Source organism: Streptomyces sp. NBC_01352 (assembly GCF_036237295.1).
Classification (GTDB): domain Bacteria; phylum Actinomycetota; class Actinomycetes; order Streptomycetales; family Streptomycetaceae; genus Streptomyces; species Streptomyces plumbiresistens.
In genome coordinates, this window is the sequence record NZ_CP108354.1 from 3,523,422 (window position 1) to 3,540,599 (window position 17,178).

Here is a 17,178-nt window from a genome sequence, read left to right on the forward strand (position 1 = left end):
GCGGCGCTTATAGACCTGTGAGCCTCTTGGGGATGCTGGTATCCATCAACATCCCACCAACCCCCCGCAGTTGCTTAACTCGTGAAGGACAAACGTGTCCATAACTCGCCGTACCGTCGCACGTTCCGTGCGCATCCTCGGTGTTGCCACCGCCTCGGCCGCGCTCACGCTCGGTGCCGCCGGCAGCGCGCTCGCCTGCGACATCAGCGACTTCTCCGCCGAAGCCAAGTGCGACGGCGCCAAGGGCGTCATCACCGTCACCGACGTGGACGCCGGGGGTGTCCCGGCTACCGTCTCCGTGTTCCTCGAGAGCAACGGCGCCGACGTGAAGAAGGTCGGCCAGCAGGTGGTCAAGGGCTCCGCCGAAGGCACCACCATCACCTTCGAAGAGGACTGGCTGCCGAACGCCGAGTACCGCATCCACGTCAAGGCCGCGAACCTCGTCGACGAGGACATCAAGCCGAACCTGACCACCCCGTCGACGGCCTGCAAGACCGAGGACAGCCCGACGCCGACGCCCACCCCGACGCCGTCGGACTCCGCCTCGACCCCGGCCGAGGAGACCATCACCCCGAGCCCGTCGGCCTCCGAGAGCGGCAGCACCGCCCCGGCGGACACCGCGAGCAGCGCCCCGTCGCCCGCGGCCGCCGAGTCCAACCTCGCCGAGACCGGCGCCAACTCCAACACCGGCATCATCGCCGGGATCGCGGCCGCCCTGGTCGTGATCGGCGGCGGCGCCGTCTTCTTCGGCCTCCGCCGCCGCGGAGCGAACAACAGCCGCTGACCCTCCCGCACACCACGGTGGCCCGTCCCCTCGCAGAGAGGCGACGGGCCACCGCCGTTGCACCCAGCTGCGGGCAGTCGTGCCGTTCCCGCGCAGCTGCGGGCAGTCGTGCCGCTGGGGCGGCACGGGTGGGCGCAGCGGCACCCGGCCAGCGCCGGCGAGCGAACCCACCCGACGCCGGCCCCCACGCCGGGCACCCCGTAAGCCGACAGCTGCGGCCCCACTCATCGCCGGTGCCCGTAAATCAACCGAGCACGACAATCTCCTCCGCGTCGAACTCCACCCCCACCACGTCTCCCACCCCCGGCGCCACCCGCAACGCACAAGCCGCCTCCAACCGAGGCGCCCCCTCCTCCGGCTGCAGCCGCACAGCGACATGCGTGCCCTTGAACGTCCGCGCGACCACCACGCACCGCAGCCCCTCGTCCGCCCCCACCAACCGCACCCCCGCCGGCCGCACCAACACAGAACGCACCCCCTGCGCAGCCCCCGCAGGGACCGGCACCTTGCCCCAGGCGGTGTCCGCGACCTCCCCCGCGACACTGCCCTCGACCACGTTCTCGAAGCCGAGGAAACGGGCCACGAACTCGTCCGCCGGCCGCTGCCACACGTCAAGAGGCGTACCGGACTGGGCGATCCGCCCGTCCCGCATCACCACGACCCGGTCGGCGAGCGCGAACGCCTCCCCCTGGTCATGCGTCACCGCGAGCACGGTCGTCCCCAACCGCCCGAACAGCTCCCGCAGTTCGACGACCAGCCGCTCCCGCAGCGAGCGGTCGAGCTGCCCGAGCGGCTCGTCCAGCATCAGCAGCCGCGGCCGGGGCGCGAGGGCCCGCGCCAGCGCCACCCGCTGCTGCTCACCACCGGACAGCGAGGCGACGGCCCGATGCCCGGCCCCCGGAAGCCCGACAAGGTCGAGCAGCTCCCGTACCCGCTGGCCCTGTTGCTCCTTGGCTGCCCCGTGCATCCGCAGCCCGAACCCGACATTGCCGCCCACGTCCCGCTGCGGGAAGAGCTGGTGGTCCTGGAACATCAGACCGACCCCCCGCTTGTGCGCGGGCACGCCCGCCTGGTCACGCCCGTCGAGCAGCACCCGCCCGCCGTCCAGGGGCTGGAGCCCGGCCACCGCCCGCAGCAGCGTCGACTTCCCGCTGCCGCTGGGCCCGAGCACGCACACGATCTCGTGCTCGGCGACACCCAGGCCGACGTCGTCCAGCACGGCCCGCCCTCCGAACCGTACGGTCGCGCCCTCAAGGCTCAGCAGCATCGAGAACCTCCCGGCAATCCAGAACTCCTCGGCGATCGAGAACTCTCCGGCATCTAGAACTCCCCGGTCCGGTCGGTCCGCAGCCGCTCGAGCACCAGCAGCGCCACCGCGCACACGATCATCAGAATCGTCGAAAGGGCCATCGCCTGGCCGTAGTTGAGTTCTCCGGCCCGCCCGAGCAGCCGCGCCACGGCGACCGGCAGGGTCGGGTTGTCGGGCCGCGCGATGAACACCGTCGCCCCGAACTCCCCGAGCGAGACGGCGAAGGCGAACCCGGCCGCGATCAGCAACGCCCGCCGCACCATCGGCAGATCGACCTCCCGCCACACCCGCCAGGGCGACGCCCCGAGCACGGCGGCCGCCTCACGCAGCCGTACGTCCACCGCCCGCAGCACGGGCAGCATGGTCCGTACGACGAAGGGGACGCCGACCAGCGCCTGCGCGAGCGGCACCAGGATCCACGAGGAGCGCAGGTCCAGCGGCGGCTCGTCCAGCGCGATCAGGAACCCGAACCCGACGGTCACCGCGGACACCCCGAGCGGCAGCATCAGCAGCGCGTCGAACCCGCGTACGAACCGGCCCGCGTCCCGGCGGGTGAGTGCCACGGCGGCCAGACCGCCGATCAGCACGGCGATGGCGGTGGCCACGACGGCGTACTGCAGCGAGTTGCCGATCGCCTCGATCGGCGGCACCAGGAAGAGCCCGCCGTCCTCGCTGGTCAGCGCCCGGTAGTAGGCGAAGTCGGGCGCGTCCAGCGACCGTTGCACCAGCACGGCCAGCGGCAGCAGGAGCAGGACGACGACGGAGGCGAGGACGCCGGCCAGCAGCGCCCACTGCCCGGTCCCGCGCGGCCGGCGCGCGGTCACGGACGCGTCCACCAGCCGCAGGGCGGTCTCCCGCCGCCGTACGGTCCACGAGTGCAGGGCCAGGATCCCGCCCACCGCCACGAACTGGATCAGCGTCAGCACGGCGGCGGTGGACAGGTCGAAGATCTCGGACGTCTGCCGGTAGATCTCGACTTCGAGCGTCGAGAAGGTCGGCCCGCCGAGGATCTGCACCACGCCGAAGGAGGTGAAGGTGAAGAGGAACACCATGAGCGCGGCGGCGGCCACGGCGGGCGCGAGCGCGGGCAGCGTGACCTTCCGCCAGGCCGCGAGCCGGGAGGCGCCGAGCATCCGCGCGGCCTCCTCCTGCCGCGGGTCGAGCTGGGACCAGAGCCCGCCGACGGTCCGTACGACCACCGCGTAGTTGAAGAAGACGTGCGCCAGCAGGATCGCCCACACGGTGGTGTCCAGGCGTACGCCCCACAGCTCGTCCAGCAGCCCGCCGCGCCCGACGAGCGCCAGGAACGCCGTACCGACGACGACCGTCGGCAGCACGAAGGGGACGGTGACGACGGCCCGCAGGACCTGCTTGCCGGGGAAGTCGAAGCGGGCGAAGACATACGCGCCGGGCAGCGCGATCAGCAGCGTGAGCGCGGTGGAGGCCAGCGCCTGCCAGGTGGTGAACCACAGCACGTGCCGGACGTCGGACTGCCCGAGCACGTCCGCGATCCGGCCGAGGTGCCACACCCCGTCGACCTTGAGGCCGCGGGCGACGATCGCGGCGACGGGGTAGGCGAAGAAGACCGCGAAGAACGCGACGGGCACGGCGATGAGGCCGAGCCGCGCCGCCGCGCTCTTCCCGGGGCCCTTGCGCGGGGCTACTTCAGTACGAGCGAGGTCCACGACTTGACCCACTGGTCACGGTTGTCGGCGATCTGGGCCGGGTCCATGGTCTCGGGATCCTTGGCCTGCGGACCGTACTTCGTGAACTCGGCCGGCACCTGCGCACCCTCCCGCACCGGGTAGACGAACATGTTCAGCGGCATGTCCTCCTGAAACTCCTTCGTGAGCAGGAAGTCCAGCAGCGCCTTTCCGCCCTTGGTGTTCGAGGCGTTGCTCAGCAGACCCGCGTACTCGACCTGGCGGAAGCAGGTACCGGTGGCGACGCCGGTCGGCGCGGTCGTCGGCTTCGGGTCGGCGTAGATCACCTCGGCGGGCGGCGAGGAGGCGTAGGAGACGACGAGCGGCCGGTCGGCGCCGGTCTTCTTGCCGGTGGAGGAGCCGGAGAACTCCTCGTTGTAGGCCTGCTCCCAGCCGTCGACGACCTTGACGCCGTTGGCCTTGAGCTTCTTCCAGTAATCCGTCCAGTCGTCGTCGCCGTACTTCGCGGCCGTGCCGAGCAGGAATCCCAGTCCCGGCGAGGAGGTGGAGGCGTTCTCGGTGACGAGGAGGTTCTTGTACGCGGGCTTGATCAGGTCGTCGAACGAGGTGGGCGGGGTCAGCTTGTGCTTGCTGAAGTACGCCTTGTCGTAGTTGACGCAGATGTCACCTGTGTCGATGGGAGTGACCCGGTGCTTGGACTGATCGGCCCGGTAGGCGGCCGCGATCTGGTCGGAGCCCTTCGCCTCGTACGACTGGAAGAGCCCGTTGTCGAGGGCCCGGGACAGCAGGGTGTTGTCGACGCCGAAGAAGACGTCGCCCTGCGGGTTGTCCTTGGTGAGGATGGCCTTGTTGACGGCCTGCCCGGCGTCGCCGTCCTTGAGGACCCTGACCTTGTAGCCGGACTGCTTCTCGAAGTCCGCGAGGACGTTCTTCGAGACGGCCCACGAGTCGTGGCTGACGAGGGTCACGGTCTTGGAGTCGCCTCCGCCGCTCCCGCCGTCGGAGGACCCGCACGCGGAGAGCGTGACGAGGCCGAGTCCCACGGCGACAACCGTGGCCTTCTTGGTGATGCTCACAGAATTCCTCCTGGGGGTGGCCAGGAAGAGACGCGGCCCTGCCCGGGCGCCTCGGAAAAGTCCGAGAGCTCCCGGGCAGGGCGCAACAGCTCGAGTAGTGACCGAACTTCCTACCCAGAATGACCTGGGCGAGGTTCAGAGGGTCTGCGGCCGGTGCCGCACTCTCAGCGCTGTGGCGCTCCCCTGTCGGAATATGAAGATGTACGTACGGACGTCACACTACCGCTCGGTCGCGGCGAGCTGACCACACGCCCCGTCGATCTCCTGTCCACGGGTGTCCCGGACGGTGACCGGCACACCATGGGCGGCGATGGCCTCGACGAACGCCTTCTCGTCCTCGGGACGGGAGGCGGTCCACTTCGAGCCGGGCGTCGGGTTCAGCGGAATGAGATTGACGTGTACGGGCTTGCCCTTGAGCATCCGCCCGAGCCGGTCACCCCGCCATGCCTGGTCGTTGATGTCCCGGATCAGCGCGTACTCGATGGACAGCCGGCGCCCGGACCGCTCCGTGTACGCGAAGCCGGCGTCCAGGACCTCGCGCACCTTCCACCGCGTGTTCACGGGGACGAGGGTGTCGCGCAGCTCGTCGTCGGGGGCGTGCAGGGAGATGGCGAGCCGGCACTTGAAGCCCTCGTCGGTGAAGCGGTTGATCGCCGGGACGAGTCCGACGGTCGAGACGGTGATCCCACGCTGCGAGAGCCCGAGCCCGTCCGGCTCGGGGTCGGTGAGCCGGCGGATGGCACCTACAACCCGGTTGTAGTTGGCAAGGGGCTCACCCATACCCATGAAAACGATGTTGCTGAGCCGCGCCGGACCACCGGGAATCTCGCCGTCCCTGAGCGCCCGCATCCCGTCCACGATCTGGTGCACGATCTCGGCGGTGGACAGGTTCCGGTCCAGGCCCGCCTGACCGGTCGCGCAGAACGGGCAGTTCATGCCGCAGCCCGCCTGCGAGCTGATACACATGGTCACCCGGTCCGGGTAGCGCATCAGCACCGACTCGACGAGCGTCCCGTCGAACAGCCGCCACAGCGTCTTGCGGGTGGTGTCCTGGTCGGTCGACAGATGCCGGACGACCGTCATCAGCTCGGGAAGCAGCGCCTCCTGAAGCCGACCGCGGGAGCCGGCCGGGATGTCCGTCCACTCCTGCGGGTCGTGCGCGTACCGCGCGAAGTAGTGCTGCGAGAGCTGCTTGGCACGAAACGGCTTCTCACCGACCGCGGCCACCGCTTCCTTGCGCTCGGCGGGCGTGAGGTCGGCGAGGTGCCGCGGCGGCTTCTTGGCTCCGCGCGGGGCGACGAAAGTGAGTTCTCCGGGCTTAGGCATGGCTGTACCAGTGTCGCAGATCCACTCGCATGCCCCGGTCGGCTCAACAGCCGCCGGTGATCACGAGAACAACCCGAGTGACCTGGACCGCCCACCAGCCGGTCTGTCGGTCTATGCCGTCGGGTGCTCCAGCTGTTCCTTGAGCAGTTGCTCGTCGCGCGGCAGTTCCTTGCGGAGCTGTGGGCGGACGACGAGAGGGACGAGGACCTTGCCGAGGCCGTGGCCCTCGAAGTCGACGTCGATCGTCACGCGGGAGCGTCGCCCGTCGTCGAGCGGCTCGATCTCACCGTGGACGCGCGGCCTGACCGGACCGTCGACGCCGTGCAGACCCCAGCTGACCGGTGGGACGACCTCGGTGAACTCCACGGTCATCGGCATCTCGCGGGTGCCGATGCGCCGGGTGACCCGGACCCGGGAGCCCTCCTGCAGCGGACCCTCGTCGAGCCGCTGCGCGGAGACCGCGCTCAGCTGCCAGTCGGGCAGGTGAGAGGAGTCCGTGACGTACGCGTAGACCTCGTCGGGGCTGCAGTCGACATCGATCACTTCTCGGATGGCGGACATCGCGCCCCTCCTTCCAGGGTGAACCCAGGGTGAACCCATTTGAGGGCTTACACCGGAATCGTCCCACTCCCCGGCCGGGGAGGCCATCGCCCAAAAACCCGAGGAGCCCCCGCCGAAGCGAGGGCCCCACGAGAACGACGTACGACGGCCAGACGGACGCGACCGGACGCGACCGGACACGACGACGGTCAGCCGGATCCGACGAAGATCACCATCAGCAGCCACACCACCGGAGCCGTGGGCAGCAACGAGTCCAAGCGATCCATGATGCCGCCGTGCCCCGGCAGCAGCGTGCCCATGTCCTTGATGCCCAGGTCCCGCTTGATCATAGACTCGCCGAGGTCGCCGAGCGTGGCGCTGGCCGCGACCGCGAAGCCGAGGATCAGCCCCTGCCACCAGGTGCCGTCCTCGATCAGGAACTGCATGCACAGCGCGCCCGCCGCCATGGCGAAACCCACCGCTCCGAGCAGGCCCTCGCGGGTCTTGCCCGGGCTGATGCGCGGAGCGAGCTTGTGCTTGCCGAAGCGCCAGCCGATGGCGTACGCCCCGGTGTCGCTCACGACCGTCAGCAGCAGGAACGTCACCACGCGCCGGTGTCCGTCGTCGGCGGCGAGCATCATGGCGACGAACGTGGCCAGGAACGGGACGTAGAAGGCCGCGAAGACGCCCGCGGTGACGTCCCTGAGGTAGCCCTCCGGCGGTTCCGTCATCCGCCAGACCAGAACGGCCAGCGCGGTGAGCGCCATCGCGACCCACGCGCCCTCGGCACCCCGGACGTAACCGGAGACCACCATGGCCGCCCCGCCGAGCGCGAGCGGGACGAGGGGCGCCTTGATGCCCTTGCGCTCCTCCAGCCGCCTGGTCAGCTCCCAGAGGCCCACCACGACGGCGACCGCTATGACCCCGACGAACACGGCCTTGACGACGAACAGCGACGCGACGATCACCACACCCAGCCCGACGCCGACCCCTATGGCCGCACTCAGGTCACGGCCCGCGCTCTTCTTCTGCGGCGCGGACGCCGGCTGCGAGGAGGAGTCGGGCATGGGCTCCGGATTCTGCGGCACCGCCCCGTAGGACGGCGTCTGCTGCATGTCGTGAGGGCCGTAGGACGGGGCCTGCGGCGGGTCGTACGGCTGCGACTGCCGTACCTCGTACGGCGGCTGCGGCGTCTCGTCGCGGAACAAGGGGCCGCTCAGCCGAGCGGCCCCCCGGTCGTCATCCTGGTCTCCGCCATGCGCGGGTACGTCGGGCACGATGGGCATGGGGCGAGTCTGCTGCGCGTCATGCGCATCGTACGTGGGACCCGCCGGGCCGGCCCCTTGGGCAGGCCCCTGGTCGGTGGGCCCCCAGTACCCGGCGGGTGGCCCGGTTTGTGGCGGAGAGCCCCAGGAAGAGTCGTTCATCAGACCTCGAGCAGCTCCGCTTCCTTGTGCTTGAGGAGCTCGTCCACCTGGGCGACGTACTTGTGGGTGGTGTCGTCGAGCTCCTTCTCCGCACGACGGCCCTCGTCCTCACCGACATCGCCGTCCTTGACGAGCTTGTCGATGGCGTCCTTGGCCTTGCGGCGCACCGAGCGGATGGAAACCTTGCTGTCCTCGGCCTTGCTCCGGGCGACCTTGATGTAGTCGCGGCGGCGCTCCTCGGTCAGCTCGGGGAACACCACTCGGATGATGTTGCCGTCGTTGCTCGGGTTGACGCCCAGGTCGGAGTCGCGGATCGCCTGCTCGATGTTGCGCAGTGCGGTCTTGTCGAACGGCGTCACGACCGCCATGCGCGGCTCCGGCACGGAGAACGAAGCCAGCTGGTTGATCGGCGTCGGCGCGCCGTAGTACTCCGCCACGATCTTGTTGAACATCGCCGGGTGCGCACGGCCGGTGCGGATCGCGGCGAAGTCCTCCTTGGCGACCACGACGGCCTTCTCCATCTTCTCCTCGGCCTCGAGGAGGGTCTCTTCGATCACCACTTGCTCCTGCGTGTCTTGAGTAGGCCCGGCTGCGGTTCCTTGGTGGGGGGCGGCGGCCGGCTGCGTCGCGTCTTCTTCCTGCACGGTTCCCGACCGGCAGGACATTGTCCATCCCCCGGTCAGGGTCATCAGCCCTGGCTGACTTGGTCACCCACAAGCGTGCCGATCTTCTCACCCTTGACGGCGCGCGCGATATTGCCCTCGGCCAGAAGCTCGAACACCAGGATCGGGAGCTTGTTGTCGCGGCACAGCGTGACGGCCGTGGCGTCGGCGACCTTGAGGTCGCGGGTGATGACCTCGCCGTAGCCGAGGGCGTCGAACTTGACCGCGTCGGGGTTGGTCTTCGGGTCGGAGTCGTAGACCCCGTCCACGCCGTTCTTGCCCATGAGCAGCGCCTCGGCGTCGATCTCCAGGGCGCGCTGGGCGGCGGTGGTGTCGGTGGAGAAGTACGGCATGCCCATACCGGCGCCGAAGATGACCACACGGCCCTTCTCCAGGTGCCGGACGGCGCGCAGCGGAATGTACGGCTCGGCGACCTGGCCCATGGTGATGGCGGTCTGTACCCGGGACTGGATGCCCTCCTTCTCCAGGAAGTCCTGGAGGGCGAGGCAGTTCATGACCGTGCCGAGCATGCCCATGTAGTCGGAGCGGGCGCGGTCCATGCCGCGCTGCTGGAGTTCGGCACCGCGGAAGAAGTTGCCGCCGCCGATGACGACGGCGATCTCCGCGCCGTCCCGCACGACCGCCGCGATCTCGCGGGCGATCTTGTGCACCACATCGGGGTCGACGCCCAGGCCCCCGCCACCGGCGAACGCCTCTCCGGACAGCTTCAGCAGAAACCGCCCGCGTACTTTGCCGTCGTCGCTCTTCTGGGCCTTGGTGGTCATGGCGTTCTCCTCATGGTGCACATACGAGGAGGCCATTGCCGGTGGGGTGTGGTTCGCATCCCATGCGCGGCAATGGCCTCCTCGTCAGATCTGCTGTCGTCCGCCACATGTGACGGCGTACGCGGACGACTGCTGCCGACCCTATCGGGGTCGCGCGTCGATCGCGGTACGGACTCAGATGCCGACCTTGATGCGCGTGAAGCGCTTCAGGGTGACACCCGCCTCGTCCAGAACCTTCTGGACGGACTTCTTGTTGTCGAGCGCGTACGGCTGGCCGAGCAGCGTGGCGTCCTTGAAGAAGCCGTTGACACGACCCTCGACGATCTTCGGCAGGGCGGCCTCGGGCTTGCCCTCGGCGCGGGTGGTCTCCTCGGCGACTCGGCGCTCGGACTCGACGACCTCGGCCGGCACGTCCTCCTTGGAGAGGTACTTCGGCGCGAAGGCGGCGATGTGCTGGGCGACGCCCTTGGCGATCTCGGCGTTGGGCTTGTCGAGCTCGACGAGGACACCGATCTGCGGCGGCAGGTCGGGCATCGTGCGGTGCATGTACGCCGTCACGAAGCCGTCCGCGAAGACCGCGAAGCGGTCCAGGACGATCTTCTCGCCCAGGGTGGCGTTGGCCTCGTCCACGAACGCCTGGACGGTCTTGCCGGGCTCGATCTCGGAGGCGAGCAGCGCCTCGAGGTCGGCCGGGGCGGTCTTGGCGACGTGCTCGGCGATCGTGGTGGCGACGGCCTGGAACTTGTCACCCTTGGCGACGAAGTCCGTCTCGCACTTCAGCTCGACGAGGACGCCGGAGGAGTTGTCGTCAGCGATGATCGAGACCACGGCGCCGTTCTCGGCGGAGCGGCCCTCGCGCTTGGCGACGCCCTTCTGGCCCTTGATGCGGAGCGCCTCGACGGCCTTCTCGACGTTGCCCTCGGCCTCGTCCAGCGCCTTCTTGCAGTCCATCATGCCGGCGCCGGTGAGCTCGCGGAGCTTCTTGACGTCGGCGGCGGTGTAGTTCGCCATGATTCTGGAATCTCTCTCGAAGTCTGAAGATCTACCGGTGCCGGACGGCGGGGGCTTCGTGGGCCCCCGCCGTCCAGAACCCGAAGGTGTGTGAGGGGTCAGGCCTGCTCGGCGTCCGCGGCGGGGGCCTCGGCGGCGGGGGCCTCGGCCTCGGCGGGGGCTTCGGCGGCAGCCTCGGCCGGAGCCTCAGCAGCGGCCTCCTCGGCCGGCGCCTCGGCGGCGGGGGCCTCGGCAGCAGCCTCGGCAGCGGCGGGGGCCTCGGCCTCGTCGGCCTTCTTCTCGCCCTCGAGCAGGTCGCGCTCCCACGCGGCCAGCGGCTCGCCCGCGGCCTTGTCGCCCTTGCCCTCGGTGGCGACACCGGAGCGGGAGATGAGGCCCTCGGCGACCGCGTCGGCGATCACACGGGTGAGCAGCGTGACGGAGCGGATCGCGTCGTCGTTGCCGGGGATCTTGTAGTCGACCTCGTCGGGGTCGCAGTTGGTGTCGAGGATGGCGACGACCGGGATGTTGAGCTTCCGGGCCTCGCCGACCGCGATGTGCTCCTTCTTGGTGTCCACGATCCAGACGGCGCTGGGAACCTTGGACATCTCGCGGATACCACCGAGGGTCTTCTCCAGCTTGGCCTTCTCGCGCGAGAGCACGAGAAGCTCCTTCTTGGTCAGACCGGACGCGGCGACGTCCTCGAAGTCGATCTGCTCGAGCTCCTTGAGGCGCTGCAGACGCTTGTAGACGGTCGAGAAGTTGGTGAGCATGCCGCCCAGCCAGCGCTGGTTGACGTAGGGCATGCCGACGCGGGTGGCCTGCTCGGCGATGGCCTCCTGCGCCTGCTTCTTCGTGCCGACGAACATGACCGTGCCGCCGTGGGCGACGGTCTCCTTGACGAACTCGTAGGCGCGGTCGATGTACGACAGCGACTGGAGCAGGTCGATGATGTAGATACCGTTGCGCTCCGTGAAGATGAACCGCTTCATCTTCGGGTTCCAACGACGGGTCTGGTGACCGAAGTGGACGCCGCTTTCCAGCAGCTCCCGCATCGTGACGACGGCCATGGCCGTTCTCCTTGGTGTTCTCGGTTGTGCCGCGCGCGCCGGATGGCACTCGCGCCTGACGCCCGCGATGCGCCTTGCCGCTAGGGACCGAGAGGCGCTGACACCAGCTTTGTGATGGCCTGATGTCGGGGCGTGCGAAGTCGACCCGGTGACCCGGATCGCCAGAAGAAGTGTACGGGACCCGCGAGGCACCGGGTGACGCCGCTGTCCACAACCAGGGAGTAGTCCACAGGTCCCGGCCGGGAGCGGAGCGCGTGCGGGACCGTTCTCGCATGCGAGCGATGCGAGCGATGCGATGTCTGGCTACGTGGGCGGGACTGCTGCTGCTTCTGACGGCGACGGTGCTGACCTGCACGCCCCCACCGAGCAGCCGGCCGACCCCTTTCCGCCCGGCGGCCACGGACACCTCCGTCCCGCCCCTCGGCCGCACCTGGCCGGTGGGCACCCGCCCGCCGGTCCTGCGCGGCTGGGAACCCCCCGCGACGCCCTACGGCCGCGGCCACCGAGGCGTCGACCTCACGACCGCCCCCGGCACACCAGTACGAGCGGTTGCGGCGGGCCGGGTGTCCTTCGCCGGCCGGGTGGCCGGCAAGGGGGTCGTCTCGGTGGAACTGCCGGGAACAGGCGACCCACCCCTGCGCACGACGTACGAGCCGGTACGGGCGTCGGTGAAGAAGGGCGAGGAGGTGGCGGCGGGCGAGGTGGTGGGCACGGTGGAGCCGACCGGCTCGCACTGCACGACTGCGTGCGTGCACTGGGGCCTACGCAGAGGCGAGACCTACCTGGACCCACTGTCGCTGCTGCCGCCCTGGCTGCTGCGCAGGGCACCATCGAGACTGCTGCCGGTCCTCGGAGTACCGCTGCCGTGACAGCCGCAGCAGCGGGCCACCGACCCCGCAATCCGCGGGCAGTCGTGCCGCTGGGGCGGCACGGGTGGGCGCGGGCGGCACCCCGTCAGCGCCGGGCTGCGCAACCCACCCCCGGCCCAGCCACAGCTGACCTCAGCCCTGCACACCCCGCAGAGCCATCCGCACAGCCGCCTCCGTGATCACCGAAGGTTCCTCCGCCGCCCCCAGCTCGATCCGCCGCACAGCCGCATCCACAACCCCCTGCAACAACATCGCCGCCATCCGAGGCTGCTCGTGCCCCATCTCCCCCAACGCCTCGACGATCATCGCCACCAGCCCCCCGTGCGCGGCCCGGATCTTCTCCCGAGCCCCCGCATCCAGCTCACTCGCGGAGATCGCCACGACAGCCCGGTGCCGCCGGTCCCCGACCAACGCCAGCTGCCGGCGCACATACGCCTCGACCTTGGCGTCAGGTGTCCCGGCCCGCTCCATCGCCGCCGACACCTCGGCCGCCCACACGGGAAAGTCGACCTCGCACAGCTCCTCGACGACGGCGGCCCGCGACCGGAAGTACTCGTACACGGACGACCGCGCGAGGCCCGTCCGCTCGGCCAGGGCCGGGAAGGTCAGCGCCTCCGTCCCGCCCTCGGACAACAGGGAACGAGCCGCGTCCAGCAGGGCGGCTCGCTGCATCGACCGGTGCTCGGCCACGGAGGCCGCTCGAATCCTTGGCACGTCAACCACTCTACGGACGGAGCATCGCCGGCGGGAGTGGCTCCCACTGCTCCACGCCCTCAGCGACCGAAACTCGCCAGCTTCGCGCGCAGCTGGAGCACCGACTTGGTATGGATCTGGCTCACCCGGCTCTCGGTGACCCCCAGCACGTTCCCGATCTCGGCGAGCGTGAGCCCTTCGTAGTAGTACAGCGTGACCACGGTCTTCTCCCGCTCGGGCAAGGTGTTGATCGCCCGCGCCAGGAACCGCCGCAGTTCCCGGTCCTCGGCCACCTCCACCGGGTTGTCCGCGGCGGTGTCCTCCAGCGTGTCCATGAGGCTCAGCCGGTCGCCGCCCTCACCGCCGACGTGCAGCAGCTCCTCCAGTGCCACCACGTTCGCCAGCGACAACTGACTGAAGACGGCGTGGAGTTCGTCGACCGCGATGCCCATCTCGGCGGCCACCTCCCCCTCGCTCGGCGTCCGCCGCAGCCGCGCCTCCAGCGTGGCGTACGCCCGCTCGACGTTGCGCGCCTTCTGCCGTACGGACCGCGGGATCCAGTCCAGCGCCCGCAGCTCGTCGATCATCGCGCCGCGGATCCGGGTGATCGCGTACGTCTCGAACTTGATCTCCCGGTCGACGTCGAACTTCTCGATCGCGTCGATGAGCCCGAAGACCCCCGACGAGACGAAGTCCGCCTGCTCCACATTGGGCGGCAGACCGACGCTCACCCGTCCCGCCACGTACTTCACGAGCGGTGAGTAGTGCAGGATCAGCTGCTCGCGCAGCCGCTCGTCCCCCGTCGCCTTGTACGACCGCCACAGCTCGTCGAGCGTCGAGGGAGCGGGCGGCCGCACGCTGCCACCGTCGCGGGCGGCTGGGGGGATCGCCGCCCGGTCGGACCCGGAGGTGTGCTGGGGCATTCGTCGCCTTGTGCCGTTCTGCCGTGAAGTGGTGGGACCTGGGTGAGCTGTCGGACTGATGGGGTTCTGATGCCGAGTCGCCTGTCTGTGTCGGAATCCTCGTGAGCGTAGCGTGACTGAAGTGTCGCGGTGCGCGAAGGGCGAGGCTCGGACCATGCGCAGATACGTTCCGCTGGACGCCCTGCCGAGCCCCGACCGTCGCTCTACGTGATCACCGGAGGGCGCCAACTGCGGGAATTTCCAAGGGCATCAGGGTTCCCTCGGACGGCCGAACACGCTCGGTCAACACCCGCGTCCGCCACCGCCCGCGGAGATCATTGCCTGGCGTGTCAACTTCCAGCCGTCGCCGTGTCGTTCGACGTAACCAAGTGATCGGAGTTCGTACAGCCTCGCGATCGCGTCGTCCCGGGTCGTCAGCGCGCCGCGCGCGATCTCGTCCGGCATCGCCGCACGGCGTCCGGGCAGTGCGGCCAGGACCCGCCGGGCGGCGGCGTCGAGCAGATCACGCGGCAGCACGGGCCCGCGCCGGTCCGGGGCCAGCTCCCCCATGTCGCCGACGAGTTCGACGACTTCCGCGGCGTCCGTGACCAGCACCGCTTCCCCGCGCAGCAGCTCGTGCACACCGGCGGAGAGGCCGCTGGTGGCCGGACCGGGCACGCCCATGGTGTGGCGGCCCAGGCGCTGTGCCGCACGTGCGGTGACCAGCGAGCCGCTGCGATGGGCGGCCTCGACGACGACCGTGCCCCGGGTGAGCGCGGCGATGACCCGGTTCCGCAGCACGAATCTGCTCGGTGTCGGGTGATCGCCGGGCGGCAACTCCCCGATCACCAGCCCCTGTTCCGCGATCCTGCTGATCAACTGGGTGTGTCCGCGCGGGTAGGGCCGGTCCACTCCGCAGGCGAGTACGGCGACGGTGGCGCCGCCGGCGCCGAGGGCACCGCGATGGGCGGCGCCGTCGACCCCGTAGGCACCGCCGGACACCACGACCCAGCCGCGTTCGGCGAGGTCCGCGGCGAGGGTGGCCGCCATGTGAGCGCCGTACTCGGTGCAGGCGCGGGCGCCGACCACGGCCACCGAGCGGAGCGCCCACATACGCAGGCTGGGCTTTCCCCGCACCCACAGGCCCAGGGGCCGGGCGTCCCCCAGGTCGTCGAGCTGTCCCGGCCACTCGGCGTCGCCCGGTCCCACGAACCGCACCCCGGCGTCCCGCGCGACGGCGAGATCCCGCCCGGGCTCGGCCGCCGCCGCCCGCCCGAGCAGCCCGGCCCACCTCTTGTCACTCACCCCTGGCAACGGCACCCCACCGCCCCGCAAGCGCCGGACCACCTCCCGCACCCCGTACTCCCGCGCCCACCGCCCGGCGACCTCGTCACCGGGCTCGATGACCCGGGCGAGGAAGACCCGGCCGATCAGCTCGCCGTCCGGTTCGTCGCCGACGCTCACGTCAGCGCTCCGATGGCCATGGGGACGCCCCGGGGCACTCCCGTGCGCAGTTGCAGCGCCAGGGCGACGTCCGTCGCGTCGGGGCGGTCGTGGCCGACGAGGTCCGCGACGGTCCAGGCCACGCGGAGCACGCGGTCGATCCCGCGAGCGGTCAGCACGCCCCGCTCCAGGTTGCGCTCCGCCTCGTCCATCGCACCGGATACGGCATGCCAGCGGCTGCGCAGCTCGCGTCCGGGAACCTCGCTGTTCGTGCGCCACGGGGTACCGGCCAGCCGGGCCACCGCTCGCTCCCTCGCCTCCCGGACCCGGCCGGCCACCGTGGCCGTGGACTCGCCCCGCACACCGCGCTCGGTCAGCTGGGCGCGGGTGACCCGGTCCACCTCGACCCGCAGGTCGACCCGGTCGAGGAGAGGGCCGGACAGCCTGGCCTGGTAGCGCCGGATCGCCGAGGGCGGGCACTCGCACAGGTCGTCCGTCGGGGAGAAGCGGCCGCAGGGGCACGGGTTGGCCGCCAGCACCATCAGGAACCGCGCCGGGAAGCGCACCACCCCCGCACTGCGGGCGATCACGACATGGCCCGCCTCCAGGGGCTGCCGGAGGGCGTCCAGGGCCCGACTGCTGAATTCGGGGGTTTCGTCCAGGAAGAGAACACCTCGGTGTGAGAGGGACACCGCGCCGGGCCGGGCAATGCCGGGGCCCCCACCGACCAGCGCCTGCATCGTCGCCGAGTGGTGCGGGGCGCAGTAGGGCGCGACGTCGATCAAGGGCTTGCCCGCAGGCAGCAGCCCCGCCACCGAGTGCACCGCCGTGACCTCCAGCGACTCCTGGCGGTTGAGTGGCGGCAGGATCGCGGGGAGCCGCTCCGCGAGCATCGTCTTGCCCGCGCCGGGCGGTCCCTCCAGGAACAGGTGATGTCCGCCTGCCGCGGCGACCTCCACGGCCGTCCGCGCCGACGTCTGGCCCACGACGTCGGCGAGGTCGTGGTCGAGCTGTGCGGCACCCACGCTGTGCATGCCGGTGGCCGCGCCGGTGCCCGGCACCCGCAGTCCGGCGAGGAGCGGGTCGGGGCGGCCCGCCTCGTCCGGCTCCTCGTCCGGCACGGGCTCGTCGGCGAGCACCGCGATCAGCTGCCGCAGGCTGCGCACCCCCAGCACCGACACACCGGGCACCAGGGATGCCTCGGCGGCGGCACTTTCCGGTACCACCACCTGCTCGTAGCCGGCGTCCGCCGCGGCCAGCACCGCCGGCAGGATGCCCCGCACCGGCCGCACGCGGCCGTCCAGGCCCACTTCTCCGATCATCACGATGTCGGCGAGCACCCGCGGATCGATCCGCTCGGCCGCCCCCAGGACCGCGGCGGCGACGGCGAGATCGAAACCGCTGCCGCTCTTCGGGACGGACGCCGGACTCAGGCCGACCGTCAGCTTCTTCTGGGGCCAGGTGGCGCCCGAATTGACCACCGCCGCCCGAACCCGGTCCCGGCTCTCCGTCAGGCTCTTGTCCGGCAGCCCCACCAGCGTGAACGCCGCGACGCCGGGCTCCAGGTCGGCCTGGACCTCGACCACCACGCCCTCGACGCCCACCAGCGCCACCGAGCACGTACGCGCGAACCCCATC

Annotated in this window: 16 protein-coding genes; 2 read left to right on the plus strand and 14 right to left on the minus strand. The window is 70.5% G+C overall.

Features of this window, described 5'->3' with window-relative positions; genetic code table 11:
* Positions 1-127 precede the first annotated feature (127 nt).
* Positions 128-784 (plus strand): LAETG motif-containing sortase-dependent surface protein, encoded by a 657-nt coding sequence (locus tag OG252_RS16310; protein ID WP_406495739.1) that lies wholly within the window; start codon positions 128-130, stop codon positions 782-784.
* Positions 785-1,028: 244 nt separating this feature from the next.
* Here OG252_RS16310 and OG252_RS16315 read toward each other — a convergent pair whose 3' ends face one another.
* The 10 genes from OG252_RS16315 to rpsB form a co-directional block, all read right to left on the minus strand.
* A complete protein-coding gene (locus tag OG252_RS16315; RefSeq protein ID WP_329336888.1) occupies positions 1,029-2,051 on the minus strand; it encodes an ABC transporter ATP-binding protein in 1,023 nt (340 codons plus the stop codon).
* 53 nt (positions 2,052-2,104) lie between these two features.
* A complete protein-coding gene (locus tag OG252_RS16320; RefSeq protein WP_329336890.1) occupies positions 2,105-3,778 on the minus strand; it encodes an ABC transporter permease in 1,674 nt (557 codons plus the stop codon).
* Entirely contained in the window at positions 3,754-4,833 is a 1,080-nt protein-coding gene (locus OG252_RS16325; protein WP_329336892.1) for a thiamine ABC transporter substrate-binding protein, read from the minus strand. Before OG252_RS16325 ends, OG252_RS16320 begins: the two co-directional genes overlap by 25 nt.
* A 219-nt stretch (positions 4,834-5,052) precedes the next feature.
* Positions 5,053-6,159, minus strand: a complete 1,107-nt coding sequence (gene rlmN / locus OG252_RS16330; protein WP_266433254.1) for a 23S rRNA (adenine(2503)-C(2))-methyltransferase RlmN — start codon at positions 6,157-6,159, stop codon at positions 5,053-5,055.
* A 111-nt stretch (positions 6,160-6,270) separates the two neighbouring features.
* The gene (locus OG252_RS16335; protein WP_329336894.1) at positions 6,271-6,720 is read right to left on the minus strand and encodes an SRPBCC family protein; all 450 of its coding nucleotides are present in this window, start codon (positions 6,718-6,720) and stop codon (positions 6,271-6,273) included.
* A gap of 188 nt (positions 6,721-6,908) precedes the next feature.
* Complete coding sequence (locus OG252_RS16340; RefSeq protein WP_266433259.1) at positions 6,909-8,126, minus strand: phosphatidate cytidylyltransferase; 1,218 nt, start codon at positions 8,124-8,126, stop codon at positions 6,909-6,911.
* Positions 8,126-8,683: a ribosome recycling factor gene (frr, locus tag OG252_RS16345; protein ID WP_266433260.1), complete on the minus strand. Its 558-nt coding sequence runs from the start codon at positions 8,681-8,683 to the stop codon at positions 8,126-8,128. The genes OG252_RS16340 and frr overlap by 1 nt, the downstream gene beginning before the upstream one ends.
* Positions 8,684-8,814: 131 nt before the next feature.
* Positions 8,815-9,573: a UMP kinase gene (pyrH, locus tag OG252_RS16350; RefSeq protein WP_266433261.1), complete on the minus strand. Its 759-nt coding sequence runs from the start codon at positions 9,571-9,573 to the stop codon at positions 8,815-8,817.
* Between the two features lie 174 nt (positions 9,574-9,747).
* Entirely contained in the window at positions 9,748-10,584 is an 837-nt protein-coding gene (gene tsf / locus OG252_RS16355) for a translation elongation factor Ts (protein WP_266433263.1), read from the minus strand.
* A 98-nt stretch (positions 10,585-10,682) separates the two neighbouring features.
* Positions 10,683-11,633 carry a 30S ribosomal protein S2 gene (rpsB, locus tag OG252_RS16360; protein WP_266433265.1) on the minus strand — a complete coding sequence of 317 codons (951 nt, stop codon included), beginning with the start codon at positions 11,631-11,633 and terminating at the stop codon, positions 10,683-10,685.
* A 272-nt stretch (positions 11,634-11,905) separates the two neighbouring features.
* Between rpsB and OG252_RS16365 the strand changes: the two genes are divergently transcribed.
* Entirely contained in the window at positions 11,906-12,502 is a 597-nt protein-coding gene (locus OG252_RS16365) for a murein hydrolase activator EnvC family protein (protein WP_329336898.1), read from the plus strand.
* 132 nt (positions 12,503-12,634) lie between these two features.
* On the opposite strand, the gene OG252_RS16370 is transcribed toward OG252_RS16365, so the two are convergent.
* From OG252_RS16370 to OG252_RS16385, 4 genes are all read right to left on the minus strand, one after another.
* Positions 12,635-13,192 (minus strand): TetR/AcrR family transcriptional regulator, encoded by a 558-nt coding sequence (locus OG252_RS16370; protein ID WP_266448054.1) that lies wholly within the window; start codon positions 13,190-13,192, stop codon positions 12,635-12,637.
* 83 nt (positions 13,193-13,275) lie between these two features.
* Positions 13,276-14,118: an RNA polymerase sigma factor WhiG gene (gene whiG / locus OG252_RS16375; RefSeq protein ID WP_266433269.1), complete on the minus strand. Its 843-nt coding sequence runs from the start codon at positions 14,116-14,118 to the stop codon at positions 13,276-13,278.
* Positions 14,119-14,400: 282 nt separating this feature from the next.
* The gene (gene dprA / locus OG252_RS16380) at positions 14,401-15,561 is read right to left on the minus strand and encodes a DNA-processing protein DprA (protein ID WP_329336900.1); all 1,161 of its coding nucleotides are present in this window, start codon (positions 15,559-15,561) and stop codon (positions 14,401-14,403) included.
* A complete protein-coding gene (locus OG252_RS16385) occupies positions 15,558-17,177 on the minus strand; it encodes a YifB family Mg chelatase-like AAA ATPase (RefSeq protein ID WP_266433273.1) in 1,620 nt (539 codons plus the stop codon). The genes dprA and OG252_RS16385 overlap by 4 nt, the downstream gene beginning before the upstream one ends.
* Between the last annotated feature and the right edge of the window lies 1 nt (position 17,178).